Source organism: Streptomyces sp. CB02959 (genome assembly GCF_002803155.1).
Taxonomy (GTDB): domain Bacteria; phylum Actinomycetota; class Actinomycetes; order Streptomycetales; family Streptomycetaceae; genus Streptomyces.
Map to the genome: position 1 here is coordinate 670,567 of NZ_NNBP01000001.1, position 24,836 is coordinate 695,402.

23 protein-coding genes are annotated in these 24,836 nt (G+C 73.4%); 8 read left to right on the forward strand and 15 right to left on the reverse strand.

The genetic code is table 11. The features are described 5' to 3' along the window. The first annotated feature begins 85 nt into the window (after positions 1-85). Entirely contained in the window at positions 86-886 is an 801-nt protein-coding gene (locus CG747_RS02795; RefSeq protein ID WP_100599943.1) for an enoyl-CoA hydratase/isomerase family protein, read from the forward strand. A gap of 86 nt (positions 887-972) precedes the next feature. Here CG747_RS02795 and CG747_RS02800 read toward each other — a convergent pair whose 3' ends face one another. Then, positions 973-1,578, reverse strand: a complete 606-nt coding sequence (locus tag CG747_RS02800) for a DNA-3-methyladenine glycosylase I (RefSeq protein WP_100599944.1) — start codon at positions 1,576-1,578, stop codon at positions 973-975. After that, the gene (locus CG747_RS02805; protein WP_100599945.1) at positions 1,575-2,069 is read right to left on the reverse strand and encodes a DivIVA domain-containing protein; all 495 of its coding nucleotides are present in this window, start codon (positions 2,067-2,069) and stop codon (positions 1,575-1,577) included. The genes CG747_RS02800 and CG747_RS02805 overlap by 4 nt, the downstream gene beginning before the upstream one ends. A gap of 95 nt (positions 2,070-2,164) precedes the next feature. Here CG747_RS02805 and folP point away from each other — a divergent pair, with 95 nt between their 5' ends. Beyond that, positions 2,165-3,025: a dihydropteroate synthase gene (folP, locus tag CG747_RS02810; protein WP_100599946.1), complete on the forward strand. Its 861-nt coding sequence runs from the start codon at positions 2,165-2,167 to the stop codon at positions 3,023-3,025. 51 nt (positions 3,026-3,076) lie between these two features. Here the strand turns inward: folP and CG747_RS02815 are convergent, their stop codons facing one another. Both CG747_RS02815 and dapE read right to left on the reverse strand, forming a co-directional pair. Beyond that, on the reverse strand, positions 3,077-3,829 hold the full coding sequence (locus CG747_RS02815) for a TIGR00730 family Rossman fold protein (RefSeq protein WP_100599947.1): 753 nt from the start codon (positions 3,827-3,829) through the stop codon (positions 3,077-3,079). A gap of 146 nt (positions 3,830-3,975) precedes the next feature. Continuing rightward, entirely contained in the window at positions 3,976-5,076 is a 1,101-nt protein-coding gene (gene dapE / locus CG747_RS02820; RefSeq protein ID WP_100599948.1) for a succinyl-diaminopimelate desuccinylase, read from the reverse strand. 41 nt (positions 5,077-5,117) lie between these two features. Between dapE and CG747_RS02825 the strand changes: the two genes are divergently transcribed. Both CG747_RS02825 and CG747_RS02830 read left to right on the forward strand, forming a co-directional pair. Next, complete coding sequence (locus CG747_RS02825; RefSeq protein WP_100599949.1) at positions 5,118-6,050, forward strand: heavy metal transporter; 933 nt, start codon at positions 5,118-5,120, stop codon at positions 6,048-6,050. 342 nt (positions 6,051-6,392) lie between these two features. Then, positions 6,393-6,851 (forward strand): ATP-binding protein, encoded by a 459-nt coding sequence (locus tag CG747_RS02830; RefSeq protein WP_100599950.1) that lies wholly within the window; start codon positions 6,393-6,395, stop codon positions 6,849-6,851. Between the two features lie 77 nt (positions 6,852-6,928). Here CG747_RS02830 and dapC read toward each other — a convergent pair whose 3' ends face one another. Then, positions 6,929-8,056: a succinyldiaminopimelate transaminase gene (gene dapC / locus CG747_RS02835; RefSeq protein WP_100599951.1), complete on the reverse strand. Its 1,128-nt coding sequence runs from the start codon at positions 8,054-8,056 to the stop codon at positions 6,929-6,931. Between the two features lie 188 nt (positions 8,057-8,244). Next, positions 8,245-8,574 (reverse strand): ferredoxin, encoded by a 330-nt coding sequence (fdxA, locus tag CG747_RS02840; RefSeq protein WP_100599952.1) that lies wholly within the window; start codon positions 8,572-8,574, stop codon positions 8,245-8,247. A gap of 142 nt (positions 8,575-8,716) precedes the next feature. On the opposite strand from fdxA, the gene CG747_RS02845 reads away from it, so the two are divergent. Then, positions 8,717-9,787, forward strand: a complete 1,071-nt coding sequence (locus tag CG747_RS02845; RefSeq protein WP_100599953.1) for a GNAT family N-acetyltransferase — start codon at positions 8,717-8,719, stop codon at positions 9,785-9,787. Positions 9,788-9,804: 17 nt separating this feature from the next. After that, a complete protein-coding gene (locus tag CG747_RS02850; protein ID WP_100599954.1) occupies positions 9,805-10,674 on the forward strand; it encodes a transglutaminase-like domain-containing protein in 870 nt (289 codons plus the stop codon). An 18-nt stretch (positions 10,675-10,692) separates the two neighbouring features. Here CG747_RS02850 and CG747_RS02855 read toward each other — a convergent pair whose 3' ends face one another. From CG747_RS02855 to CG747_RS02895, 9 genes are all read right to left on the reverse strand, one after another. After that, positions 10,693-11,814 (reverse strand): PP2C family protein-serine/threonine phosphatase, encoded by a 1,122-nt coding sequence (locus tag CG747_RS02855; protein ID WP_100599955.1) that lies wholly within the window; start codon positions 11,812-11,814, stop codon positions 10,693-10,695. Between the two features lie 138 nt (positions 11,815-11,952). Further along, positions 11,953-12,558, reverse strand: a complete 606-nt coding sequence (locus tag CG747_RS02860) for a response regulator transcription factor (protein ID WP_100600080.1) — start codon at positions 12,556-12,558, stop codon at positions 11,953-11,955. A 208-nt stretch (positions 12,559-12,766) separates the two neighbouring features. Next, complete coding sequence (locus tag CG747_RS02865; protein WP_100599956.1) at positions 12,767-14,047, reverse strand: sensor histidine kinase; 1,281 nt, start codon at positions 14,045-14,047, stop codon at positions 12,767-12,769. Further along, positions 14,044-14,781 (reverse strand): ABC transporter permease, encoded by a 738-nt coding sequence (locus tag CG747_RS02870; RefSeq protein WP_100599957.1) that lies wholly within the window; start codon positions 14,779-14,781, stop codon positions 14,044-14,046. Before CG747_RS02870 ends, CG747_RS02865 begins: the two co-directional genes overlap by 4 nt. Then, the gene (locus CG747_RS02875) at positions 14,778-15,749 is read right to left on the reverse strand and encodes an ABC transporter ATP-binding protein (protein ID WP_180985353.1); all 972 of its coding nucleotides are present in this window, start codon (positions 15,747-15,749) and stop codon (positions 14,778-14,780) included. Before CG747_RS02875 ends, CG747_RS02870 begins: the two co-directional genes overlap by 4 nt. Before the next feature lie 171 nt (positions 15,750-15,920). Continuing rightward, a complete protein-coding gene (locus tag CG747_RS02880) occupies positions 15,921-18,149 on the reverse strand; it encodes a hypothetical protein (protein ID WP_257980175.1) in 2,229 nt (742 codons plus the stop codon). 269 nt (positions 18,150-18,418) lie between these two features. Beyond that, on the reverse strand, positions 18,419-18,988 hold the full coding sequence (locus CG747_RS02885; RefSeq protein ID WP_257980176.1) for a DUF6113 family protein: 570 nt from the start codon (positions 18,986-18,988) through the stop codon (positions 18,419-18,421). Beyond that, positions 18,985-20,004 carry an N-acetyl-1-D-myo-inositol-2-amino-2-deoxy-alpha-D-glucopyranoside deacetylase gene (gene mshB, locus CG747_RS02890; protein WP_257980177.1) on the reverse strand — a complete coding sequence of 340 codons (1,020 nt, stop codon included), beginning with the start codon at positions 20,002-20,004 and terminating at the stop codon, positions 18,985-18,987. Before mshB ends, CG747_RS02885 begins: the two co-directional genes overlap by 4 nt. Before the next feature lie 110 nt (positions 20,005-20,114). After that, positions 20,115-20,309, reverse strand: a complete 195-nt coding sequence (locus tag CG747_RS02895) for a hypothetical protein (protein WP_100599960.1) — start codon at positions 20,307-20,309, stop codon at positions 20,115-20,117. Between the two features lie 233 nt (positions 20,310-20,542). On the opposite strand from CG747_RS02895, the gene CG747_RS02900 reads away from it, so the two are divergent. Continuing rightward, positions 20,543-22,702, forward strand: a complete 2,160-nt coding sequence (locus CG747_RS02900; protein ID WP_100599961.1) for a prolyl oligopeptidase family serine peptidase — start codon at positions 20,543-20,545, stop codon at positions 22,700-22,702. Positions 22,703-23,711: 1,009 nt separating this feature from the next. Then, positions 23,712-24,746, forward strand: a complete 1,035-nt coding sequence (locus tag CG747_RS02905) for an ABC transporter permease (RefSeq protein WP_100599962.1) — start codon at positions 23,712-23,714, stop codon at positions 24,744-24,746. Positions 24,747-24,836: the final 90 nt, after the last annotated feature.

Genomic DNA, 24,836 nt, shown 5'->3' on the forward strand with positions numbered 1-24,836 from the left:
ATGCCGACGGTGGATGATCTCCGGCATCCTGAGCGCTGGCTGCCGTTACCGGGCAGTCCAGAGCCGCGACGGAGGGGACTCCACTATGGCCGACACCGTGCTCTACGACGTGACCGACGGACTGGCGACGGTCACGCTCAACCGCCCCGACGCGATGAACGCGATGAACACGGAGGCGAAGGTCGCGCTCCGGGACGTCCTCCAGGAGGCCGCCGCCGACCCGGCCGTGCGCGCGGTGCTGCTGACCGCCACCGGGCGCGCGTTCTGCGTCGGGCAGGACCTCAAGGAACACATCGGGCTGCTGGCCGAGGACCGGGAGACCGGCGCCGGGCGCACCATGAACACCGTGCGGGAGCACTACAACCCCATCGTTACGGCGCTGGCCGGGATGCCCAAGCCGGTGGTGGCCGGGGTCAACGGGGTCGCCGCGGGCGCCGGCGCGGGGTTCGCGCTGGCCGCCGACTACCGCGTGGTCGCCGACACCGCCTCGTTCAACACCTCGTTCGCGGGCGTCGCGCTGACCGCCGACTCGGGGGTGTCCTGGACGCTGCCGCGGCTGATCGGCCACGGCCGCGCCGCCGACCTGCTGCTCTTCCCGCGCTCGATCGGCGCCCAGGAGGCCCGTGAGCTGGGCATCGCCAACCAGGTCGTCCCGGCCGACGAACTGGCCGACGCGGCCGCCGCGGTGGCCCGCCGGCTGGCCGAGGGGCCGACCGCCGCCTACGCCGCGATCAAGGAGTCGCTGGCCTACGGCGCCGGGCACGCGCTCGCCGAGACCCTGGGCAAGGAGGACGAGCTCCAGGTCCGGGCCGGCGCGTCGGAGGACCACCACCGCGCGGTGCAGGCGTTCGTCAAGAAGGAGAAGCCGGTCTTCCTGGGACGGTGACGCCGACGCCCGGCCGCCCCGGCGGACGGCAGGCCCGGCGGACGGCAGGCCCGGCCGGAGCGCCGCCCCGCGTCGGCCGGGCGAGGTCAGCCGGCCGACGCGTCCACCGCCGCCCGCACATGGCAGTCCGCGAGGTGGTCGTTGACCAGGCCGCAGGCCTGCATCATGGCGTACGCGGTGGTGGGGCCGACGAACCGGAAGCCGCGCTTCTTGAGGTCCTTGGCGAGGGCGGTGGACTCCGCGGTCACCGGCTGCACGTCGCCGGTGGTGTGCGGCACCGGGCGGCCGGGCCGGGCCGGGGCGTAGGACCAGATCAGGGCGTCGAGCTCGCCGGGGGCCAGCGCGGCGGCGAGCTTGGCGTTGGCGATCGTCGCGGTGATCTTGGCGCGGTTGCGGATGATCGACTGGTCGGTGAGGAGCCGCGCGGCGTCCTCGTCGGTGAACCGGGCCACCTCGGTGATCCGGAAGCCGGCGAACGCGGCGCGGAAGCCCTCGCGGCGCCGCAGGATGGTGATCCAGGAGAGCCCGGACTGGAACGCCTCCAGGCTCATCCGCTCGAAGAGCGCGTCGTCCCCGTGGACCGGCCGGCCCCACTCGGTGTCGTGGTAGGCGCGGTAGTCCGCCATCTGCTCCGACTCCATCCCCCACGGACAGCGCGGGACCCCGTCGGGAGCCGTCACCACTCCGGTCATGACCGGCCCTCCCCTTCTCCTGGCGTCGTGTCGTCGTCCCCGTGCGCCGGGGCTTCCGGGTCACCGGGCCGCGCACCGCCGTCGCGCGGGTCCTCGGCGTCCGGGCCGGGCCGTCCGGGCTCCCCGGCCGGGGCGGACGCGGGCAGAACCTCGGTCACGAGCCCCGCCCCGCCCATCGCCGAGGCGTGGGCGCCGGCCAGCGCCGCCTCCAGCTCGGCGATCCGGGCGTCCCGCTCGGCCAACTCGGCGCCGAGGCGGTCCAGCACGTCGTCGACGTCGTCCATGCGGTAACCGCGGACGGTGACCGGCAGCCGGACGGCGTCCACGTCGGCCCGGGCCAGCGGGCGGTCCGGCGGCAGCGGGTCGTGGAGCCCCGCGGGCTCGGCGTCGCGCAGTCCGCCGCCGTCCCCGCCGGCGTCACCCCCGCCGACTACGACCAGCGTGACCGCGGCCACCACCACGACCATCGCGATCAGCATGAACCAGAACACGACCAACTCCCCGGACCTCAAGTGCCTGCACCGATCGTGCCATGCGGGTCCGACAGTTAGGGTCGCTCCCGGACCACGGAGAGGGAGTCAGGGAAATGCTGCGGCTGGGAAAACGCGAGTTCGGGGCGCATGAGCCGGTGATCATGGCGATCGTCAACAGGACGCCGGACTCCTTCTACGACCAGGGCGCAACGTTCCGCGACGAACCCGCGCTGCACCGCGTGGAGCAGGCGATCGCCGAGGGCGCCGCGATCATCGACATCGGCGGCGTCAAGGCCGGTCCGGGCGAGGAGGTGGACGCCGAGGAGGAGGCCCGCCGCACGGTCGGGTTCGTGGCCGAGGTGCGCCGCCGCCACCCCGACGTGGTGATCAGCGTCGACACCTGGCGGCACGAGGTCGCCGAGGCGGTGTGCGAGGCCGGCGCGGACCTGCTCAACGACGCCTGGGGCGGGGTCGATCCCCGGCTCGCCGAGGTCGCCGCGCGGTACGACGTGGGCCTGGTGTGCACCCACGCGGGCGGCGTCGAGCCGCGTACCCGGCCGCACCGGGTGGTGTACGAGGACGTGATGGCCGACATCCTGCGGGTGACGCTCGGACTGGCCGAGAGGGCCGCCGCGTTGGGCGTCCGGCGGGACGGGATCCTGATCGATCCGGGGCACGACTTCGGGAAGAACACCCGGCACAGCCTGGAGGCCACCCGGCGGCTGGGCGAGATGGCGGAGACCGGCTGGCCGGTGCTGGTCTCGCTGTCCAACAAGGACTTCGTCGGCGAGACGCTGGACAAGCCGGTCAAGGAGCGGGTGCTGGGCACCCTGGCGACCACCGCGGTCTCCGCCTGGCTCGGCGCCCAGGTCTACCGCGTCCACGAGGTCGCCGAGACCCGCCAGGTGCTGGACATGGTGGCCTCGATCGCCGGCCACCGGCCGCCGGCGGTCGCCCGCCGCGGCCTGGCGTGAACCGGGCGGGGTGCCCGGGGCCGGCACGGACCGGCCCCGGGCACCCCGTGCTCAGATCCCGACCTCCTTGGTCACCAGCGCGATGGCCTCGTCCACGTCGTCGCTGAGGTGGAACAGCTCCACGTCCTGCGGCGACGCCTTCCCCTGGGCGACCACGGTCTCGCGCAGCCAGGAGACCAGCCCGCTCCAGTAGTCCGAGCCGAAGAGCACGATCGGGAAGCGGGTGACCTTGCGGGTCTGGACGAGCGTCAGCGCCTCGAAGAGCTCGTCGAGGGTGCCGAGTCCGCCCGGGAGGACGACGAACCCGCGGGCGTACTTCACGAAGCAGGTCTTCCGGACGAAGAAGTAGCGGAAGTCGACCCCGAGGTTCACGTACGCGTTCATGCCCTGCTCGAAGGGCAGCTCGATGCCGAGCCCGACGGAGGTGCCGCCGGCCTCGAAGGCGCCCTTGTTCGCGGCCTCCATGGCCCCCGGGCCGCCGCCGGTGATCACCGAGAAGCCGGCCTTCACCAGCGCCCCGCCGATCCGCACCGCGGCGTCGTACTCGGTGGTGCCGCGCGGGGTGCGGGCCGAACCGAAGACGCTGACGGCCGGGCCCAGCTCGGCCAGCGCGCCGAAGCCCTCGACGAACTCCGACTGGATGCGCATCACGCGCCAGGGGTCGGTGTGCACCCACTCGGAGGGGCCTTCGGAGTCCAGCAGCCGCTGGTCCGTCGTCGTGCCGGTCTGCACCTGGTCGTGCCGGCGCAGTACGGGGCCCAGCCGCTGCTCCTCAGGGACGTACGCTCCCTCGGGGTTGGCCATGACGTGCTCCCTCCGCTGACAGATCGTTTGCCACTTCAGCGTAGATCCGTCGGTGTGAAGCGGAGGGTAACTCGGTAGGTCCGCGAGCGGACACCGGCGGGACCGTCCGGCCCCGGACGGGGCTCCGGCCCCGTGCCGGGCGGCCGTCAGGTAGCCGGGCCGGCGGTCAACCAGGCGCGCAGCCGCTCCTCGCAGTGCAGGATCCGCTCGACCGCGACCCGCTCGTCCTTCTTGTGGGCGAGCAGGGCTTCACCGGGTCCGTAGTTGACGGCCGGGACGCCGAGGGCGCTGAAGCGGGAGACGTCGGTCCAGCCGAACTTGGGCATCGCGCTGCCGCCGACGGCCTCCATGAACGCCTTGGCGGCCGGGTGCGACAGCCCGGGCAGCGCACCCGGGGAGTGGTCGTCGATGACGAACTCGTCCACGGGGCAGTCCGCGAAGACCTCGCGGACGTGGGCCACCGCCTCCTCGGGGGTGCGGTCGGGCGCGTAGCGGAAGTTGACGGTGACGGTGCACGCGTCCGGGATGACGTTGCCCGCCACCCCGCCCTCGATACGGACCGCGTTGAGGCCCTCGCGGTACTCCAGGCCGTCGATGACCGGGCGGCGCGGCTCGTAGGCGGCGAGCTTCGCCAGGATGGGGGCGGCGGCGTGGATCGCGTTGGCGCCCATCCAGCTGCGCGCGGAGTGCGCGCGCTCCCCGCTGGTGCGCAGCAGCACCCGCAGGGTGCCCTGGCAGCCGCCCTCCACCTGGCCGTCGGAGGGCTCCAGGAGGACGGCGAAGTCGGCGGCGAGCCAGTCGGGGTGGGCGTCGGCGACGTGGCCGAGGCCGTTGAGGTGCGCGGCGACCTCTTCGTTGTCGTAGAAGACGAAGGTCAGGTCCCGGTTGGGGGCGGGGACGGTGGCGGCCGTCCGGAGCTGGACGGCGACCCCGGACTTCATGTCGCAGGTGCCGCAGCCCCACAGGACACCGTGCTCGTCGAGCCGGGAGGGGACGTTGTCCACGATCGGCACGGTGTCGAGGTGTCCGGCGAGCAGCACGCGCTCGGCGCGGCCCAGCTGCGTGCGGGCGACGACGTTGTTGCCGTACCGGTCGACGGTCAGGTGCGGCAGGGCGCGCAGGGCGTCCTCGACGGCGTCGGCGAGGTCCTTCTCGTTGCCGCTCTCGGACGGGAAGTCGACGAGCTGAGCGGTCAGCTCGGCGGCGTCCAGCGACAGGTCAAGGCGGGGGTGAGTGGAGCGCTCCATGGCGCCGACCCTATCGGCAGCCCTCGGGTACGTTGTGCTGCGTGTCCGCCCAGCCCGTTTCCCGTGTCCGCCGCGCCCGTCTGTGGCGTACCACCGCGGCGGTCGCCGTCCTCCTCGGGGTGATCGCGTACCTCGTGGTCCAGTACGTCACCAGCGGTCCCGGGGCGCCCCGCTGCGCGGTGCGCATCCAGGGCGGCGGGGATCCGTACGAGCTCAGCCCCGAGCAGGCCGCGAACGCCGCGACGATCTCCGCGGTGGCGACCTCGCGCGGGCTGCCGGAGCGGGCGGTGACGATCGCGCTGGCGACCGCCATGCAGGAGTCCGGGCTGCGCAACATCAATTTCGGCGACCGGGATTCGGTGGGGCTTTTCCAGCAACGGCCGTCGCAGGACTGGGGCACCGTGAAACAGATCATGGACCCGGTCTATTCGTCCGGGGAGTTCTACCGCCATCTGGTGAAAGTTCCCGGCTATTCCCGACTGCCGTTGACCGTTGCCGCACAGAAGGTGCAGCGCAGCGGCTATCCGCAGGCGTACGCCAAGCACGAGGCGGATGCCGCGCTGCTCACCGGGGCGCTGACCGGCCGGAACGGCGACGTGCTGAGCTGCACCGTGAGCCACCCCGTGGACAGCGCCGGCCCGGACGGCGCGGCGAAGGTGCGGGAGAAGCTGGTGCGGGAGTTCGGCGCCGAGGTGCTGCCGGCGACGGAGGCCGGCGGCGGGCGCACCGCCGCGGCCGGCCGCAGCCTGACGGTGCCGGTGCAGCCGGACGGGTACGCGGCGGCGACCGACGATGCCGCGCAGCGCGGCTGGCGGCTGGCGAACTGGGCGCTGGCACACGCCGCCGACCTGCACATCGATCGGATCTCCTACGCCGGGCGGACGTGGACGGCGGCCGACTCGGACAAGGGCTGGCAGGGCGCGGCGGCGGCCGGGGACGCCGCGGGCGCGGTGCGGATCGTCACCGCGCAGTAGTGCCGGTCACCGCCGCCCGGTAGCACGTCGGCCCGCCGGGATCCGGCCGGTCGGGCCGTGTCGGACGACAATCCCCTTTCCAGGTCCGGGTTTTCACCTGGTCGCGACCGTATCCTCGGCCAATTCCCGTGCGTTTAAAGGTCTGTGACGTTTCCGTACGGCTTCGGGGCGCGCACATATTGCTCATCTTTATCCAGGGCAGATTATGTGACACGTTGCCAATTCTTTACCGGAGTTCACCGCAACCTTCGGACTCCTGACGCGGTAATCAGGGCGTCCGTCCGGCCGGCGGACATGGCACATCTGTCAGAAGTACGAGTCCTTCTCCGTAAAAGGAGCACCATGTCCCTCCCCGTTACGCGTCGGATCGCCCGAGCCGCCCTGCTGGTCGCAGCGGGCGCCGCTCCCGTGGTCGCTGCGGCCGGATCCGCGAGCGCCGTGAACCTGCCTCCGTCGGGCAGCGAGATGGGCGGACTGACCACCCTGGACTCCGCGAACACCAGCAAGGCCCTGGACAACACCGCCCGGACCGGCCTCGCGCTCGTCAACAAGACCGGTGCCGAGGCCGCGCAGACCCTCGCCCCCGCCCTGGCGCGGACCCTCGGCCCGGTCGTCGAGGAGGCCGCACCGCTCACCCGGGAGACCGCCCGCAAGGCGGAGAGCGTGGCCCGCCCCGCGGCGAAGAAGGGGATCTCGACCAACTCCCTGGCCACCGACACGGTCAAGGGCCTGCTCGGTGCGCCCCAGGGGCCGAGGACGCCGGTCCACGGCCTGATCGGCGGGATGCCGATCGGCCGCTGAGCCGCCGCGCGCCGCGCAACGCCGTGGGGCCCGGGGATCGTCTCCCCGGGCCCCACGCGCGTCTGCGGTTCAGTGGTTCATTCGGCCAGGCGGCGCACCGCGGCCGCCACCCGCTCGTCGGTGGCGGTGAAGGCGATCCGGACGAACCGCTCCCCCGCGGCGCCGTAGAACTCGCCGGGGGCGACCAGGATGCCGCGCTTGGCGAGGTCGCCGACGGTGTCCCAGCAGGGCTCGTCGCGGGTCGCCCAGAGGTAGAGCGACGCCTCGCTGTGCTCGATGCGGAAGCCCGCGGCCTCGAAGGCGGTGCGCAGCGCGGCGCGCCGGCGGGCGTAGCGGTCGCGCTGCTCGGCGACGTGCGCGGTGTCGCCCAGCGCCGCGACGGTGGCCGCCTGGACCGGCGCGGCCACCATCATCCCGCCGTGCTTGCGGATCTGCAGCAGCTCACCGAGGACCGCGGCGTCGCCCAGCAGGAACGCGGAGCGGTAGCCGGCGAGGTTGGAGCGCTTGGAGAGCGAGTGGACCGCGACGATGCCCTCGTAGGAGCCGCCGCAGACGTCCGGGTGCAGGACGGAGACCGGCTCGGCCTCCCAGCCCAGTTCGAGGTAGCACTCGTCGCTGAAGACCAGGACGCCGTGCTCGCGGGCCCAGGCGACGGTGCGGCGCAGTTCGTCGACGGTGAGCACCCGGCCGGTGGGGTTGGACGGGGAGTTGAGCCAGAGCAGCTTCAGGCCGGTCGGGTCCAGCTCGGTGGGCTCGTCGTAGACGACCGGCTCGGCGCCGGCCAGGCGGGCGCCGACCTCGTAGGTGGGGTAGGCCAGCCGCGGGTAGGCGACCTTGTCGCCGGCGCCCAGGCCCAGCTGGGTCGGCAGCCAGGCGACCAGTTCCTTGGAGCCGACGACCGGCAGCACGTTGGTGTGCTCCAGGCCGGGGGCGCCGAGGCGCTCGGCGGCCCATCCGGTGAGCGCGTCCCGCAGTGCCGCGGTGCCCCACACCGTGGGATAGCCCGGGCTGTCCGCCGCGTCGGTGAGTGCCTGCCGGACCAGCGCGGGCACCGGGTCGACCGGGGTGCCGACGGACAGGTCGACGATGCCGTCGGCATGCGCCGCGGCGGTCGTCTTGTACGGCTCCAGGCGGTCCCAGGGGAAGACGGGCAGCCGGTCGCGGGGCGACGTGCCGGACGGGTGGCGGGAGGAGACTGCGCCCACGGTGCTCTCTTTCTCGTACGGAGTGGCGCGGGGACGTCGGCGCGCGAAAACGCCTCGGTCCCGTACGGCGGGTGGGCCGTACGGGACCGGGCGGTGCCGTGCGGCCTTCCCCAGCTCATGCCGGGGCTACCCCGGCGGCCTCGGAGGCACGGGGGAGCGGGCCGGCTCCCCTCCGTCCCTCCGGAGGATCAGTGGTCTTCCTGGTTCTGCGGCGGCAGCGCGGCGATGAAGGGGTGGTCGCGCTCGATCAGGCCGAGCTTGCTGGCACCCCCCGGGGAACCGAGCTCGTCGAAGAACTCCACGTTCGCCTTGTAGTAGTCCTTCCACTCCTCCGGGGTGTCGTCCTCGTAGAAGATCGCCTCCACCGGGCAGACCGGCTCACAGGCACCACAGTCGACGCATTCGTCCGGGTGGATGTACAAGGACCGGGAGCCCTCGTAGATGCAGTCGACGGGGCACTCCTCGATGCATGCCTTGTCCTTGACGTCGACACAAGGCTGCGCGATGACGTAGGTCACGCTGTCGTTCCTCCTCGGTAGGGCCGGCGGACCGATCGGCGGTACCGCCGCTGGGCGCGCGGGAGCGCGGCGTCGTCGATGCCCGCCACCTAGTATCTCCGTTCCCGGGCACGAGACGAACAAGAGGGGCGGTTACAGAGCGATGGAATTCCTCGCCGGCGGACGCGCGGAGGTCCGGATCACCCATGCTGACGTGGGCAAAAGGGTATCCGTCCGGCGCTTGACCGGGGCTCGGAGCGGAGAGCCCGCGTTCACGGACGCGGTCGGAGTTCTCACATCGTGGAACGATGGTGTGCTGAGCATCACACGACGCGGTGGCGAATGCGTACGGATCGAGGAATCCTCGCTGGTAGCGGCCAAGGTCGTGCCGGCGGCGCCGGCCCGCAGAAAGGTACCGGCGGCCACGGTGCGTGAGCTCCAGACGGTCGCGGCCCGCGGTTGGCCGGCCATCGAGACAGAACGTCTCGGGGAGTGGACACTGCGGGCCGCGGTCCAGGAGGTGCCGCGCCAGGAGCGTCCCGGAGGGGCCGAGGCCGGGCGGCGGTCGGGCTTCACCCGGCGGGCCAACTCGGTGCTGCCGCTCGGCGACCCCGGTGTCCCGCTGGACGAGGCACTGGCCCGGGCCACCCGGTGGTACGCCGACCGCGGGCTGCCCGCCCTGGTCACCGTCACCACCGGACGGGCCGACGCCGACGAGCCGCTGGCCGCGGAGCTGGCCGCCCGCGGCTGGTCCGACGAGGCGCACACCTCCGTACGGATCGCGGCCCTGGCGCCGCTCGCGGACACCGACGCGGACACCTCGGGCGTGCGCCTCTCCCGGCAGCCGGACGCCGACTGGCTGACCCTGTACAACCGGGCCGGCACGCCCACGGCGGAGGCGCGGGCGGTGCTGACCGGCGGCCCCTCGGTGTGGTTCGCGCAGGTACCGGCGGCAGACGGCGGGACCGCGGCGATCGGGCGGCTGGTCGTCGACGGGCGCTGGGCGGGCTTCTCGGCGGTGGAGACCGCTGCCGGGCGGCGGCGCCAGGGACTGGCGTCGCTGGTGATGGCGGCCCTCGCCGAGCGGGCCCTCCAGGAGGGCGCCTCCGCGGCGTACCTCCAGGTCGAGGCGGACAACGCGGGCGCCCAGGCGCTGTACGACGGGCTGGGGTTCGTCGAGCACCACGGCTATCACTACCGACGCGGCCCGGCGGGCGGCGCGGCCGGGGCCTGAGGGGGTATCCGTCCGATATGGGTGAGCGAGCGGAGCGCGGGGAACCGGAGCGGGACGCGGCGCGCGAGGAGCGGCGACGGCAGTTCGCGGCGGCGGCCCGCGAGGAGCGGCCGGACCTCGCGCTGCTGTGCCTGCTGATCGGCGCCGAGGCGGATCCGGCCCTGGACCAGGCCGGTATCGACGCGGCGCAGATCGAACTGGACCGGCTGGCCGGCCTGCTGCCCTACTCCCCCGCCGGCGGCCCGGGCGCCTGGGCCCGGAACCTCGCCGAGCTGCTGGGCACCCGGCAGGGCTTCGGCGGCTCGCCCGGCGACTACCGCAGGCTGGAGTCGTCGCTGCTGCACGAGGTGCTGCGGCGGCGCCGCGGGCTGCCGATCCTGCTGTCGGTGGTCTGGATGGAGGTCGCCCGGCGGGCCGGGGCGCCGGTGTACGGGGTGGCGCTGCCGGGTCACTTCGTCATCGGCCTGGGCGATCCGGCCGGGCGGCACGTGCTGGCCGACCCGTTCGAGGGCGGGCGGCCGCTCACCGACCAGGACGCGGCGGTCATCGTCGCGGGCGCGACCGGTGAGGCGCTGTCCCCGGGGATGCTGGCCCCGGCCGGCCCGTTGGAGATCGTCCAGCGGATCCTCAACAACATCCGGGCCTGGGCCCAGGCCCGCCCGGAACACAGCGCGGTCCAGCTGTGGGCGCTGGACCTGGCCCTGCTGCTGCCCAGCCGCCCGGCGCGGCTGCGCCACGAGCGCGCGCAACTCCTCGTCCAGCGGGGCGAGTTCCTGGCGGGGGCGGCCGAGCTGGAGGAGTACGCGCGGGTGCTGGAGCCGGTCCAGCCGGCCGCCGCGACCGCGGTGCGCCGGGAGGCCGGGGCGGCCCGGGCCCGGCTGAACTGAGCGGGCCGCCCGCCCCGGTCAGGCCGCCACGGACCGGGCCGGTGCGGGCGCCGCCTCGCTCACCGGGGTGCGGCGGACCACCAGCAGCGTGGCGTCGTCCTTCAGGTCGCCGTCGGTGAAGTCCTCCAGGTCGGCGCGGAGGGTGCGGGCCAGGTCGGCGGGTTCCAGGTCGATCCGGGCGGCGATCCGCTCGGCCAGGGGGTAGAAGCGGCCGTCGCCGCTGCGGGCCTCGGTGACGCCGTCCGTGCACAGCACCACCCAGTCGCTCGGTTCCGGCTGGATGCGGACGCTCCGGCGGGGCTCCCGGCCGAGCCCGCCGAGCCCCAGCGGGAGCCCGCCCTCGCCGTCGGAGCACTCGTGGACGAGGCCCTCCCGCACCAGGTAGTACGGGATGTGCCCGCAGGACAGGAGCCGGGCCCGGCCCGGACCGCGGACCTCCAGCAGCAGCGCGGTGACGAAGCGCTCGTCGGCGCCCTCCTTGGCGGAGCGGGCGTTGTAGCGGGTCAGGGCCTGCTCCATCCGGCCGGCCACCCCCTCCAGCGACTCCTGGTACTGCGCCGCCTCCCGGAACGACGCCAGCACCTCCAGGCCCGCGCCGATCGCCGGCATGCCCTTGCCCTGGACGTCGCCGATCATCAGCCGCAGCCCGTGCGGGGTGTCGACGGCCTCGTAGATGTCGCCGCCGACCCGGGCCCCCTCCTGGGCGGACACGTAGAAGCCGTACGCCTCCAGGGGGCCGGCCCGGAGCGGCAGCTCGCGCAGCATCGCCCGCTGCACCGTGTCGGCCACCAGGGTGGTGCGGGCGTGCAGCGCCTCGCGTTCGAGCCGGGTGCGGCACAGCACCAGGGCGAAGACACCCACCAGGAACGCCCCGAAGACGCCGACGACCCGGCTGGCGGGGGCCCAGTCGGGCACCGTCAGCAGGTCGACGTAGGTGAGGGAGACGACGTAGACGAGGGCCACCAGCAGTGTGCGGCGGTAGGAGCAGCGCAGCGCGGCGACCAGCGGGGCGATCCCCATGAACGCGGAGATGTGCAGCTCCGGGCCGGTCGTGGCGTCCACCGTAGCGACGACCAGGATGGCGAGGATCAGCAGCACGGGGGCGAGGAGGCCGCCCTCGGCGGGGCGATGGGCTGGCATGACACTTCAAGCCTGCGGGACGTTCCGCGAGCGCGCACAGGGGCGAAGGTCCGCGCCGCCCGTGGCGAAGGTCCCGGAAGCGGGGGTGGGGGCGAGGGCGGTCGGGTGAGGTGGCGGGGCCGGGGCGGCGCCGGTGCCCTAGAGCCAGCCCTTGTCGCGGGCGGTGCGGACCGCCTCGGCGCGGTTGCGGGCGCCGGTCTTCTGGATGGCGAGCGAGAGGTAGTTGCGGACCGTGCCCTGGGAGAGGTGCAGCCCGGCGGCGATCTCGGCGTTGGTGGAGCCGTCGGCGGCGGCGTGCAGCACCTCGCGCTCGCGCTCGGTCAGCGGGCTGGCGCCGTCGGCCAGCGCGGCCACCGCCAGCGCCGGGTCGATGACCCGCTCGCCGCGCAGCACCCGGCGCACGGCGTCCGCGAGCCGGGCCGCCGGGGCGTCCTTGACCAGGAAGGCGTCCGCGCCCGCCTCCATGGCCCGGCGCAGATAGCCGGGGCGGCCGAAGGTGGTGAGGATGACGACCTTCACGCCGGGCAGTTCGGCGCGCAGCCGGGCCGCGGCGTCCAGGCCGCTCAGGCCGGGCATCTCGATGTCCAGCAGCGCGACGTCGACGTCGTGGGCCCGCGCCTGGTCGAGGACCTCGTCGCCGCGTGCCGCCTGGGCGACGACGTCGAGGTCGTCCTCCAGGGACAGCAGCGCCGCCAGCGCCTCCCGGACCATCGACTGGTCCTCCGCCAGCAGCAGTCTGATCATGCCGGCCAGCTTACGGCCTGACGCGGCCGCGGCGGCCGGGACCGGGAGCCCGCGCAACCGCTTGCCGGGGACGGTCCCGGCGCAGCGGTGGCCCCGGGTCCTGTCGTCACGCTCCTGGTCGTCGATCGGCACCCGGCGCACCGGGAGCACGCACCGAACACCGCCCGGCCCGCCCTCCCGGCGCACGACGGGACTTTGCGGACACGGCCTAGACCGGCCCGTTCACCGGTGGCCCGGTCACCGGCTCCGGGGAGGTGTCCGACCCGGGTATCGGATCCTCCGGGGACGCGGCCGGGGTGGTCCTGGGAACGTATGCGCGCAGGGCGAAGCCCCGGGAACCGGGGGTCTGGCCGGTCTCCAGACGGCCGTCGGCGAGGGCCAGCCGCTCGCGGAGGCCGGCGAGGCCGTTGCCGTCGTGCCGGCCGCGGAGCGGGCCTTCGCCGTCGTCGTTCACCGTGAGGCGGACGTAGTGCCGGTCGTCGGCCTCCCACTCCTCGGTGAGCAGCAGTTCGCAGTGGCGGGCGCCGCTGTGCCGGACGACGTTGGTGACCGCTTCGCGCAGCGCCCAGGCCAGCGCGCCCTCGGTGTCGGCGGTCAGCCCGCGGGGCTCGCCCTCCAGGGCCGGGTCGGCGGTGAGCGCGATACCGGCGGTGCGCAGGGCGGCGCGGGCGCCGGCCAGCTCCACGGCCAGGCGGGGACGGCGGTACCCGGTGACCGCCTCGCGGACGTCCACCAGGGCCTGGCGGCTGACCTGCTCGATGTCGGCGACCTGCTTGGCGGCGTCCTCGGGGCGGTCCGGCAGCATCCGCCCGGCCAGCTCGCTCTTGAGGGTTATCAGGGAGAGCGAGTGGCCCAGGAGGTCGTGCAGGTCGCGGGCGAGCCGCAGCCGCTCCTCGTTGGCGGCGAGGCGGGCGACCTCCTCCCGGGCGACGCGGAGTTCCTGGCTGGTGCGGACCAGGTTCTGCACGCCGATCATGACGAATCCGCTGCCGAGGGCGGGGAGGGCGTAGGCGAAGAGGTAGTAGTTGCGGATCTCCGCATAGCGGGCGCCGACCGCTATCAGCACCACGGTGATGAGCGGGATGGCCCAGCGGGAGCGCTGCCAGGGCAGCACCACCGCGGAGGCCACGCTGGTGAAGATGAACAGCACCAGCCAGGAGGAGCCCAGCGTCCAGGTCAGGGCGACGGACAGCGCCAGCATCGCGGCCAGCGGGCTGTACCGCAGCGAGACGGGCGGCCTGCGCCACATGTGGCGGACGATCAGGATGATGTAGGCGAGGACGAAGAGTGCAAGGCCGACGAAGCCCCAGATCCGGTCGGCGGTGGTGACGCCGTGGCCGGTCAGCTCGCCCACCGGGCCGGCGAGGTAGAGCAGCCAGATGCCGATCCACATCGACTTGCGGAGGGCCTGGCGGCGACTGTGCGGGCGCTGCCCGATCAGCACCGGGTTCCGGTCGTCGGGTGCGCTCTTCGTCTCCACCGGTCTCATGCCTTCCGAGTGTCCTTGCGGTACAGCCAGGCCGCACCACCCACGAAGACGACGAGGTAGCCCAGCAGGATCGCCATGTCCTTGACGTGCGGCGCGCCGCCGGCCTCGACGGCGGTGCCCAGCGCCGCGTACGCGTGCGTCGGCAGCCACTCGGAGATGTTCTGCACCCACTGCGGCAGCAGCGTCATCGGCATCCACAGGCCGCCGAGGAAGGCCAGCGCGAAGAAGCAGAGCATGGAGACCGGGCGGACCGCATCGCCACTGGCGAGGTAGCCGATGGCGACGCCCAGGGCGGCGAAGACGAAGCTGCCGAGCCAGGTGCCGACGGCGATGGCGATCCACTGCCAGGCTTCGAGGCGGACGCCCTTGACCGCGGCGGCGGCGATCATGACCAGCAGGATCGACGGCAGGCTGACCGTGGCCGCAGCGGCTATCTTGGCGGCGACGTAGCCGCGGCCGGGCAGTGCGGTCAGCCGCAGCTGGCGCACCCAGCCCTGCTCGCGCTCCTTGGCGATGCGCTCGCTGTTGCCCAGCAGGACGGCGGTCATGGCGCCGAAGGCGGCCATCGAGACCATGTAGTACAGCCCCATGTCGAGGCCGGTCCCGGGGATCGGCTTGCTGTCCGCGCCGCCCGCGATGATCAGGTAGAGGGCCGGCGGGTAGATCACCGAGAAGAACATGAACTTCTTGTTGCGCAGCGCGCGGAGGATCTCAAGCTTGATCAGGGTGGTCATCGGGCCGCCTCCTCGGCGGTGGTGATGGCGATGAACGCCTGCTCCAGGCCGAGGCCGGAGACTTCGAGGTTGCGCGGGTAGAGGCCGAGGCCGTAGAGGGCGTGCACGGTGGCGTCGGCGTCCTGGGACTGGATGCGGACGGTGCGCGCGGTGCCCCCGGCGGAGCCGCTGTTGGACACGGTCAGGGAGGTGAGGTGCGGCAGCGCCTCCAGGGCGCCGCGGTCCGCCAGCTCGTCCAGGTCGAAGGTGATCCGGCGGGCGCCGGCCCGGGCCTTGATCTCGGCGGAGGTGCCGTCGGCCAGCACCCGGCCGCGGTGCAGCACGATCACCCGGTCGGCGATCTCGTCGGCCTCTTCGAGGTAGTGCGTGGCGAAGAGGACCGTGCGGCCCTCCTGGGCCTGGCGGCGCATGGCGCCCCAGAAGGTCTGCCGGGACGAGACGTCCATGCCGGTGGTGGGCTCGTCCAGCACGATGAGGTCGTTGGCGCCGGCGGTGGCGAGGGCGAACCGCACCCGCTGCTCCTGGCCGCCGGAGAGCTTGCCGACCACCCGGTCGGCGATGTCCGTGATGCCGGCGGAGGCCAGGATCTGGTCCACCGGATAGCCCTGCGGGTGCAGGTCGCGGGCGAGCTGGACCAGCTCCCGGACCTTGACGCCCTCCATCAGGCCGCCGCTCTGGAGCATCGCGCCGACCCTGCCCAGCTGGATGGCGCGCTGCGGAGTGGTGCCGAAGAGGGACACCGACCCGGTGTCGGGGGTGCGCAGGCCGAGGAGCAGGTCGAGGGTGGAGGACTTGCCGGCGCCGTTGGGGCCGAGGAGGGCGACGGTCTCGCCGGGGTGCAGCTCCAGGTGCAGGTCGGCCACCGCGCGCACCGCGCCGTAACTCTTACTGACCCCCTGGAAGCTGACCACCGGGGCCCGTCCCGCGTCCTGCGCGGGGGTGGCTGTGGTGGTAGCTGTCTTCGTCATGGCATTCAGCTTCCTGGATCGTCGCGTCGTCCGGCAGTGTCAGGTGTCCGCAAGGCGGCATGACAGATGTCATGGGTGAGGCCCCCTAGGGGAATCCCGGAGGACTCGCCCCAGAGGGCCTCTGACCTGCGCTTTCCGTAGTGTACGGCGGCTGGACGGGAAGCTTTGGCGTCAGCTGCCGTCGGTCGCGATGGTCTGGACGCGCTCGGCGGGGGTCGTGCCGACCAGCGCCTTGCCCACCGCGCCGGCCACCTCCTCGACGCTGACCGGGTGCTTGCTGCCGTCGCCCTTGGTCACCAGGACTTTGTCGAAGGTGGTGCCGTAGAGCTCCTTGAGGGCCGGCCGGTCGTAGTAGGGCACCAGCTGGCCGTCGATGATCTTGAAGGACAGGAACTTCGGGATGGACTTCTGCGGGCTGAAGGAGACCGCGTGCTGGGCGTCCGTCCGGACCGTGATCAGCCCGGACATCGCCGGCTCGGCGAACTGTTTGAGCGCCTTGTCCACCGCGGCCTTGCCGACCTTGGGCTGCTGGGTGGTGGCGGCGAGCACCACGGGGGTGTCGCCACCGGTGCTGACGCGGTTGAGGTACGCCTCAGCGATCTTGTTCTCGGAGGCGGCGACGTCGATCGCCTTGTGCGGGGCGCCGTAGTGCGGCACCGCCTTGCCGTTCTCGAACGTGATCCCGCCGTCCGCCTCGGCGTCCGCGGGCCCGGTCACGCCCTGCAGCGCGACCCCCAGCTTCTCCTTGTCGGTGATCACCGCCGGCTGGGCGGTGCGCTTGACGCCGAAGAGCGAGCCGACGACGGAGATCGGGTTGTAGTCCCGACCGGCCGCGTTGCGGACCGTGGCCTGGAGGTCGACGTCCAGCCCCGCCCGGGCGGGCAGCAGGGTCTCGGGCTTGCCGTCGACCGTGATCTTGAGCGGTGCGGTGCGGCGGTCCTTGAGGGCGGTCTCCAGCTTCTTGACCGCCTCGTCCTTGGAGCTGCCGCCGATCTCCACGCCGAGCGCGGTGGTGTTGTTGGGGACGTCGGCGTGGTCGAGCAGCAGCCCGGCACCGTAGGCCACGCCCGCCAGCACCACGACCGCGACACCGGCGAGCACCAGCTTGCTGCGGCCCTTCTTGGGCGGGTTGATCGGCTCGGGGATCTTGGGCCGCGGCTTGGGGGCCGCCGCCGCCTCGTCACCACCGGGCACCCCGGTGAACGGGGTGGCGGCCGCCGGGCCGTCGTTCGCGGGCACCTTGGGGATCCCGCTGACGAGGGTGTCGCCGGACACCCGGCCGCCGGGGCCGCCGCTCTTCGGGCCGCCCTTGGGGCCGGACCCGGCGCCCTTGCCCTTCCGGCCACTGGTCAGGCCGCCCGCGATGCCGCCGGTCACGCCGAGGCCGCCGGCGGGCGGCGCCGCGGGCTGCGGGGTGAGCTCGGCGGTGTCGTCGCTCATCCGGCCCGCGGCGCTCTTGCCGGCGCTGGGGTCGCTGAAGCCGGGCGGGAGGTCGAGGGCCGAGTCGCCGCGCGCCGGGCCGGCCGTCGGGCCGCTGGGGGCCGGGCCACCCGCCGGGGCGTCGAACGGGTTGCGGTCGCGGGCGGGCTGCGCCGGCGCGTCGAACGGCGAACCGTCGCGCGGGCCTCCGTCGAACGGGGATGCCGCGCCGCGCGGACCGCCGTCGAACGGGGAGGGGCCGGTCAGCGGGTCGCTCCCGAGGGGGTCGCCGCCCAAGGGGTCGCTGCCGAGCGGGTCACCACCCAGGGGGTCACTGCCCAGAGGGTCGCCGCCGAGGGGCTTGCCGCCCAGCGGATCGCTCCCCAGGGGGTTGCCGCCCAGCGGGTCGCTCTCATAGGGCGAAATGCTCCGCCCGTGGCCGCCGCCGCTCTGCGGGGCCGGCGCGGAGGGCGGCGGGGCGTCCGAGAAGTACGGGAGGTCCGGGCGCTGCGGGGCGGTGCCGCCCGTCGCGCCGGGCTCCGCCGGCGCCGGGGAGGCGCCGGCGGCCGGCGGCTTCCCGGGGGTCTGGCCCTGCGGCTTGCGCGGCGCGAACCAGTCGCTGGTCGTCTTCTCCTTCGGGGCGGCGGGTGCCTCGTCCGCAACCGCCTCCGGCCGCGGCGTCTCCGCCGTGCGTTCGGCGGCCCGCTCACCTCCGAAGGCCGGACCGGACGTCCCCGTGGAACCGGACGAGCCGGCGGAACCGCCGGGTGCAGCCGATGCGTTCATGCCGGACTCCTCACCGACGGGCTTGCGCACGACGACCGGCGGGATGGGGCGGGACCCCGGAATGTTGATCTTGATCCGCGTCGTCAGCGTGGTCTCGGTCTTGGGCTCCTCCGGCCGGTCCGCGGCTCCGGTACCCGGCGCCTCGCCGGCCTCTCCCCTGGGCGAGCCGTAGGGCGGTGTCCCCGACGGGTACACGGCTCCGCCACGGCCCCGGGGGCCGGAGGACGAACTGTCAGATTCACGACTCAAAGCAGGTTCTCCCGGTTGGCTCCGCCGCTCGTCAGAGATAATCCCCGGCCTCAGGCCGGCAGGTGCCCCCAGGGCGGCGCGGCGGCGCGCACCACCATACTGGCCGCCGCCGGCCGACACCCTGGGTGCGCGGGAACACCGCCCCGCCGGCCGCCGCTCCGCCACCGCGGCCGGCACCCCGGGAACCCGCGGCATCCGTCCTGGTATGAACCACGTCATCCGCCAACTCGGCCCCGGGGCACGCCGGCAGCGCGCAGCTGGTTCCCGGTGGCACAGATCACAGCGATCACGATGCCGCCCAACAGGAAGGCGTACGAGCCGAGCCCCGGCCCGAACAGGAAGTCGCCCTCCGGCCGGACATCGCTGAGCAGCAGGAACACCGTCACCAGCCAGGCGGCGCCGGGCACCAGGACCCCGCCCGCGGTGCCGGTGGCCCGGGCGCCCCCGTAGAAGAGACCGCCGAGACCGGCCAGGGCCAGCAGCAACCCGCCCGGGAACCATGCCGCTTGGAGGAGCGTTCCGGCCAACGCGACCAGGACGGCCACGACCAGCAGCAGGACGTACAGGCCCACCCGGCCCGGCGTCAGCGGTGCACCCGGTGCGGGCCGGGCCGCCGGCACACCCGGGGTGCCGGCGCCGGACGCGGCCGGGCCGCCGCCGGACGCCCGGGTCCGGCGGCCCTCGTCCGCGTCGGCGCCGCCGTTCCGGGCGCCGCCCTTGCCCTTGGGCGTGCCGCCCTTGGCCCCGCCGCCCTTGGGCGTGCCGCCACCGTTGGACGTCGTCATTCCGCCGCCTCCTCACTGCGGGCACGTCGCTCCGTGCCCGTCGAACCGGCCGACTCCCCGACGCCGGCGAAGAGATCGTCCTCACGCTGCCCGTCGGACGCGCCGGGCGTCCCCTGCACCAGCCGGTAGTGCTCGGTGCCGAACAGCGGCTGCCCCAGGTCGTTGGAGAGCGCGAAGAACGCCCCGTCGACCACGATCTGGGTCACATGTGCGCGCATCGCCGCGGTCTTCGCGTCCGCGTACCCGCCGGCACCGGCGATCGTCGTGGTGACCGTGTCGTCCGGAACCACACCCGGCACGTCGTCCACCGCCGCGACCCCGGCGAAGCCGTGCCCGGCCGCACGCACCGCGGCGAGGCCCGCCTCGACCTCCGAGCGGGGGTTGCAGTTCCAGTAAATCTTTTCGATCGCATACGCGCCGCCGAGATCCGGGCGGAAGTCCGCCCGTGCGGCCAGCTCCGCGGCCCGCACGGCAACGCGGTGGGCCTGGATGTGATCGGGGTGGCCGTATCCGCCATTCGGGTCATAGGTGACCAGGACCTGGGGGCGGACCTCGCGGATCACGGCCACCAGGTGGGCGGCCGCCTCGTCCACGGGGGCCTGCCAGAAGGAGCCCGACTGGTCGTTCTGGGGCGCGCCCATCATCCCGGAGTCGCGGTAGCGGCCGGGGCCGCCGAGGAAGCGGTGGTCGGTGACCCCGAGGGCGGTCATCGCCGCGGCCAGCTCATGGATGCGGTGCGGCCCCAGGGTGTCGTCGCGGTCCGGCGTCAGATGGGCGAGCTCGGGCGGGATGACCTCGCCCTCCTCGCCTCGGGTGCAGGTCACCAGCGTGACCAGCGCGCCTTCGGCCGCGTACTTCGCCATGGTGGCGCCGTTGTTGATCGACTCGTCGTCCGGGTGCGCGTGCACCAGGAGGAGACGGCGGGCGGGGAGGTCACTGCGCCGCGCTGGGGGTCCCCCCGGACGAAGCCTGGGGGAGCCTCCGCCCGCGGCGGCCGGGGCAGGGTGGGACGTCATGCAGACAGCCTACGAGCCGCCCCGCGCGCTCCCCGCAGCCGATCGGGGCGGCCGCCCGGACGCCCCGCGGGAGGGCGGGGCGGGGGCGGCTCGGGCCGACCGGGGCGCGATCAGAACTTGATGCCGCCGAGCATGCCCGCGACATTGGTCGTCAGGCTCTTGATCGTCGGGGCGATGGACGAGCTGGCCAGATAGAAGCCCAGCAGCATGCAGACGAATGCATGCACCGCCTTCAGCCCGGACTTCTTGACAAGCAAGAAGACGATGATCGCCAGCAGCACCACCGCCGAAATCGAGAGTGCCACGGCGGTTCACCTCCAAGTAGTCATGGTCCGGACAGAGTTGACGGTACGTGAGCCGACGGGCCGGCGCCACGTACCCGGGTATGCCAAGGGCTCTTTACCCCGCACCCGCCCCGCGCAAGGGATCATAACTTTCCGTGCTTGCGCATAAGTCGGTGCACCGGAGCACGACGGGGGCGCACGCCGTTTTCCACAGTCCCGCGCCGGCCGGCCGGTCCCGCCGTAGGCTCGGCGGGATGACCGGACAGCTGCCCTTCCCCCGGCACTACGCGCGCACCCAGCGCTTCACGCTCGGTACCCCGCGCGACTTCGCCCTCGCCCCCGACGGCACCCGCGCCGTCTTCCTCCGATCCCGTACCGGCACCGACCGCAGCCAGCAGCTCTGGGTCCTCGACCTGGACGGCGGACGGGAGTTCACCGCCGCGGACCCGCGCGCCCTGCTGGCCGGCGCGGACGAAGAACTCCCCCCGGAGGAGCGGGCGCGCCGCGAGCGCAGCCGGGAGGGGTCGGCCGGCATCGTCGGCTACGCGGTCGACGCCGCCGTGGAGTTGGCCGCCTTCGCGCTCTCGGGGCGGTTGTTCGTCTCGGAGCTGCGCGCCGGCACCACCCGTGAACTCCCCGCGGCCGGGCCGGTGGTGGACCCGCGTCCGGCCCCCGACGGGCGCCATGTGGCGTATGTGGCCAACGGTGCGCTGCGGGTCGTCGCGGCGGACGGCGGTGACGGCGGCGCCGCGGGCCCGGACCGGGTGCTGGCGGAGCCCGACGGCCCCGATGTCACCTGGGGGCTGGCCGAGTTCATCGCGGCCGAGGAGATGGACCGCCACCGGGGCTTCTGGTGGTCGCCGGGGAGCGACCGGGTGCTCGCCGCGCGGGTCGACGACGCGCCGGTGACCCGCTGGTGGATCGCCGACCCGGCACACCCGGACCGGGAGCCCGCGCAGGTGCCGTATCCGGTGGCCGGCAGTGCCAACGCCGAGGTCACCCTGGCGCTGTTCGGCCTGGACGGCTCCCGGACGGACGTCCGGTGGGACACCGTGCGCTACCCCTATCTGGCCCGCGTCCACTGGTCGGCGGCGGGCCCGCCGCTCCTCCTGGTCCAGACCCGGGACCAGCGCGCCCAGCGCTATCTGAAGGTCGACACGGAGACCGGCGCGACCACCCTGGTGCACGAGGACCAGGACGACGTGTGGGTCGAGCCGTCCCCGGGGGCGCCGGCCTGGACGCCGGACGGGCGGCTGGTGCGGATCGCCGACGAGGGCGGCGCCCGGAAGCTGTTCGTCGGCGACCGGCCGCTGACCGGTGAGCCGCTGCACGTGCGGGCCGTCTTGGACATCGGCGAGGACGACGTCCTGTTCTCGGCGAGCGGCGCGGACATGCACGACATCGGGGTCTACCGGGCGTGGTTCCGCGGCAGCGGCGACCAGGGCGGCTGGGAGCGGGTCGGCGAGCGGCCGTATCCGACGGTCTCCTCGGCGGTGCGCGGCGGGGCGCTGACGGTCCTGACCCAGGCGTCGCTGGAGCAACCGGGCGCCCGGTCGGAGGTGGTGCGGCTGGATCCGGACGGCGGCGAGAAGGTGCTGGCGGTCATCGGCTCGTATGCCGAGACGCCGGGTCTCACCGCCCGGCCGCGGCTGGTGCTCGCCGGCGAGCGCCGGATCCCCTGCGCGGTACTGCTGCCGACCGGCTATCAGGACGGCGACGGTCCGCTGCCGGTGCTGCTCGACCCCTACGGCGGTCCGCACGGCCAGCGGGTGGTCGCCGCGCACAACGCCCATCTGACCTCCCAGTGGTTCGCCGACCAGGGCTTCGCGGTGATCGTGGCGGACGGCCGGGGCACCCCGGGCCGGTCCCCCGCGTGGGAGAAGGCGGTCTCCCGGCAGATCGGGCCGGTGGCCCTGGAGGACCAGGTGCACGCCCTGGAGGCGCTGGCCGATTCCTTCCCCTTGGACCTGGGGCGGGTGGCGATCCGCGGATGGTCGTTCGGCGGCTATCTCGCGGGACTGGCCGCACTGCGCCGGCCGGACGTCTTCCACGCCGCGGTGGTGGGGGCGCCGGTGACCGATCTGCGGCTGTACGACACCCACTATCAGGAGCGGTACCTCGGCCACCCCGACGAGGAGCCGGCGGTCTACGCCATCAACTCCCTGGTGACGGACGACGGGCTGTCGGGGGCGGTCGAACCGCACCGCCCGATGCTGATCGTGCACGGCCTGGCCGACGACAACGTGGTGGTGGCGCACTCCCTGCGGCTCTCCTCGGCGCTGCTGGCCGCGGGCCGGCCGCACGAGGTGCTGCCGCTGTCCGGGGTGACGCACATGGCGTCCCAGGAGCAGGTGGCGGAGAACCTCCTGCTGCTCCAGGTGGACTTCCTCAAGCGGTCGCTGGGAATGCGCTGAGGCCGGGCGCCGTCCGCCCGGCTCACCGGCCGGGCGGCGGCGCCGCGGACGGCGGCGCGGTATGCCGCGGGGGCGCCGCCTCCGGCCCATTGCCGTATGCCACGGGCCGACGTCCGCCCGCGGGGGCGTCCGGTGCGCCGGGCAGGCCCGCGGCGGGCGGGCCGCCGGGGCCGACGAGGCCGACAGGGGCCGCCAACGCGGTTGTGAGTCGACCGGCACCCAGGAGGGCGTCAGGTGCCCGGACGCGCCGGGACGGCCGCGAGGACGACCGCGGCCCCGCATCGGACGGCAAGGGCGGCCGCGGGCCCACCCGCTGCCGGCAGCGGGTCGTATACGGAGGCCGCGCGCCGCCCCGTCACCCCGGGTGCCGCGCCGAGCGGCCCTGTCACCAGCCCGGTCGGCCGCGCGAGGGCGGCCGGGCCCCGGACCGGCCGGACCGCACCGTCGCGGCGAGCGGCGGACAGGTCGTGACGGCGGCACGGCGCGCACCTCTGGCGAGACGAAGCGACCGCACTGTGGACACGGGCCTTCTCCGGCCGCACGAGTGGCCCACGGCGCGCACAGCACCTCCGCATTCGTGAAGGCACTACCGAAGGCCTACTCCAATCTCGGCCCGCGGACAACAGACACGGAGGGAGCGGGGCGCGAAACACCGACAAAACGGCGGTCGGCCGGGGCGCCGCTGGCGTCCCGGCCGACTTACGGCACCCGCACGGCCGTACGTTGCCCAGCATGACGCGTCCGTATATCGGTGTTGCGACAGTCAAGTTGCCACCACGTTAAGTGGTGGTGGGTGATTTACCCCTGTATGCCGTACATGGCAGCCGCATGTCAAGCACGCCTAAGCGTCAATCTGCGCAATCTTCGCTCAAGAAGCGGGCGACCTGTGCACGAGCACACCGCATGCCCTTGACTCCGCCGTAAATCACTTGCGAAAGTCGCGCTCATCCAGCGGTGCGACCGGTGCCGCTTCACGTTCCAAGAGAACTCGGCGCGGGGGCACTTCGCGATGACTAGTCCATCCCAGACCGCGGCAGGCAAGTCCGATACCCCGGGACTTGCATCCAAGGGTCTGAAGAAGGAAAAGAAGGGCAAGGGCGGTGAGCTCGTCGGCCGTTCTCCCGGGCAGTTGATGTGGGCGCGCTTCAGGCGCGACCGCACCGGCATGATCTGCGGGATCGTCGTGCTCGCCTTCTTCGTCATCGCGGCACTGGCCCCGGTGATCGCCTCGATCTACGGCAAGAATCCGTACACGCTGTACGGCAGCGATAACCCCGGACTGCTGGACGAGTTCGGTTATCCGATGGGGGCCAACGGCGGAATCTCCGGCGATTTCTGGTTCGGTATCGAACCGTCACTTGGCCGTGATCTCTTCACCCAGCTGCTCTACGGCATGCGGACCTCACTCGGAATCTCGTTGGCGGTGACCATCCTTGTGGTCATCACCGGCACCATCCTCGGTGTCACCGCGGGATATCTGGGCGGCCGCACCGACTACTGGCTCGGCCGGGTGATCGACTTCCTGCTCGCCTTCCCCAGCCAGCTGACGTTCGTGGCGTTCATGCCCGTCGTGGTGGCGCTCTTCGTGCCGCCGGGCGACGAGACCCCGACCTACATCCGGGTGATCGCGCTGATCCTCGTGCAGTGGGCGCTGGGCTGGATGGGTCTGGCCCGACTGCTGCGCGGCCAGGTGCTGTCGCTGCGCGAGCGGGAGTTCGTCGAGGCGGCGAAGATCACCGGTGCCTCCCCCTGGCGGATCATCACCAAGGAACTGCTGCCGAACGTGGTGACTCCGATCCTCGTGCAAAGCACCTACATGCTCCCGCTGTTCGTTACGGCGGAGGCCGGCCTGTCCTTCCTGGGCGTCGGCATCATGGAGCCGACCCCGGACTGGGGGCGGCTGTTCCACACGGCCGGCATGGTGTACGAGAACGACCCGACTTTCCTGCTCTTCCCCGGCGCCGCGATGGTCATCTTCGTGCTGTGCTTCAACCTGCTCGGGGACTCGGTCCGGGACGCCTTCGACCCCAAGTCCGGTCGCTGATCGTCCACTTGACGGGGGGAGCTGTCACCCCCGCGCCGGTCGCGTACCGGATGCGTCAGACAGCACATCTGGGACAACGACTGACAGGCA